This is a genomic window from Zoogloea oryzae, from assembly GCF_030161255.1.
In the GTDB taxonomy this organism is placed as follows: Bacteria; Pseudomonadota; Gammaproteobacteria; order Burkholderiales; family Rhodocyclaceae; genus Zoogloea; species Zoogloea oryzae.
In genome coordinates, this window is the sequence record NZ_BSPX01000170.1 from 1 (window position 1) to 2,173 (window position 2,173).

Consider the following 2,173-nt stretch of genomic DNA (forward strand, 5'->3'; position numbering starts at 1 on the left):
GGGCAGGGCGGCGGGCGCCGGGGCGCTGCCGCTGCGCACGTAGGCGCCGTCGGGAGCCTGCAGGGGCAGCTCCAGCTGGAACAGCGCGCCGCCGCCGGGGGCGTCGAGCACCACCACCGTGCCCCGGTGGAGCTCGACGAACTCCTTGACGATGTTGAGCCCCAGCCCGCTGCCGATGGCGCCGAGCTGCTCGTCGCCCTGGGTGAAGCGGTCGAAGATGTGCTGCTTCAGGGCGTCGGGCACGCCCGGGCCGGTGTCCTGCACGTTGATGAGCATGCGCTCGCCGGCGAGGCGCTCCACGGTGCAGCCGATGCGCCCGCCGGGCGGGGTGAACTTGAATGCGTTGGAGAGCAGGTTGGTGAGCACCCGCACGAACTTGGCCCGGTCGATGTCGGCGTAGAGCTCGCCTTCGGCGTCGGCCTCGCCGCGCACCATCAGGCGGATGGCGCGGGCCTCGGCCTCGCCCTCGAAGCCGGCGGCGATCTCGCGGATCAGCGCCGTGACGTTGGCCCGGGCGTAGGCCATGGGCATCCGGTCGGAGTCGATGCGGGCCAGGTCGAGCAGGTTGTTCACCTGCTGCAGCAGCGACTGGGCGTTGCGCTTGATGGCGGTGAGGCGGGCGCGCTCGCGCTCGGTGCGGGCGGTGGTCTCGTGGATGAGCTGGTCCACCGGGCCGAGGATGAGGGTGAGCGGGGTGCGCAGCTCGTGGCTCACGTTGGCGAAGAACTTGGTCTTGAAGCCGTCGATCTCCTTGAGCTTCTCCAGCGCCACCTGCAGCTCGCCGTTCTTGCGGGTGAGCTCGGCGCTGTTGGCGATCTTCTCGGTGATGTTGCGCCCCTCGGGCAGCAGAAAGGCCACGTGGCCGCTGTCGTCGAGGATGGGCGTGAGGGAGAAGTCGATGGCGATGGTCTTGCTGCCGTGGAGGTCGCCATACACTTCGAAGTCGCAGCGCACGAAGCGGCCGGCGCGGGCCTCGCCGATCATGTCGCGCACCCGGTGGCGCACCTCGTCGGAGACCGACCACCAGCGGGCCTCCCAGAAGGGCCGGCCGACCACGTCGGACAGGTTGAGGCCGGCGCCGTCGAGGGCGGCCTGGTTGATCTCCAGCACCGTGCCGTCCACGTCCAGCAGGCCGAGGAACTGGTACATGGAATCGAGGATGATGCGGGCCATCTTCTGGCGCCGCACGTCATGGGTGTCGTCGTCGCCCAGCACGACGCCGCGCACCGATGTCTGTCTGGTCACGCTGTGGATGTCCTCCTGTCGATGGCGGGCCGGCTGGTGTGCCGTCCCGCCATCATCACGATACGTCGCCCGGCGCGGCGATGCGAAGCCCTTTGCACCGGCGGATCAGAAAAAGCGGTCGAAGTGGATCTGCCCGAAAGGCACGCGGTGGCCGACCATCAGCATCTCCTGCAGGGCCTGGGTCATGGGCGGCGGGCCGGCGAAGTAGAACTCGTAGCCGGGAAGCGCGTCGGGCAGCAGGCGGGCGACTGCGTCATGGACGTAGCCGGTCTCGCCCTGCCAGGCGCCGTCGTCGCCGGGCAGCGACACCACCGGTACGTAGCGGATACGGTCGCCAAAGCCATCAAGCTGGGACAGCAGTGCTTCGCCGCACACGTCGCGCGGGGTGCGGGCGCCGTAGAAGAAGTGCAGCTTGCGATCCTTCAGCAGCCCGGCCTCGGCGGCGCCGCGGGCGATGGAGATCATCGGCGCGAGGCCCGATCCACCGGCCACGCAGACGATGTCGCGGGGTGCGTCGGTGCGCAGCCAGGCCACGCCGTAGGGGCCGTCGAGGCCGATCTCGTCGCCCGGCTTCAGCTTGTCGAACAGCACGTGGGTGCCCTGGCCGTGGGGCACGCGGCGGATCTGGAAGTGCCATTCGCCGCCGTCGTTGGCGGTGTTGGAGAGCGAGTAGGCGCGGGACGTGCCGACGCCCGGCAGGTCGAGCATGGCGTACTGGCCGGGCAGGAAGCTCGCCGGGCTGTTGGTGACGAAGCGGAACTCGCGGATGTCGTGGGTGAGGTCGGTGATGCCGGCGAGGCGCGCGATCTGGCGGGCCGGGCGGATGCGCGGCACGTACTCGGGGCCGCCCGGCGCCTTGATGTGCACGGGGCCGAGGGCCCGGCACTGGCAGGCCAGGTGACGGCCGCGGCGGCGGTCGCGTTCCGAC

2 protein-coding genes are annotated in these 2,173 nt (G+C 70.5%); both read right to left on the reverse strand.

The genetic code is table 11. The annotated features are described in order from the left end of the window. The coding region (locus QQK25_RS22755; RefSeq protein ID WP_284190013.1) for a sensor histidine kinase at positions 1-1,245 on the reverse strand (1,245 nt) is incomplete at its 3' end. 105 nt (positions 1,246-1,350) lie between these two features. After that, a partial coding sequence (locus tag QQK25_RS22760; protein WP_284190014.1) for an FAD-binding oxidoreductase occupies positions 1,351-2,173 on the reverse strand: 823 nt, incomplete at its 5' end.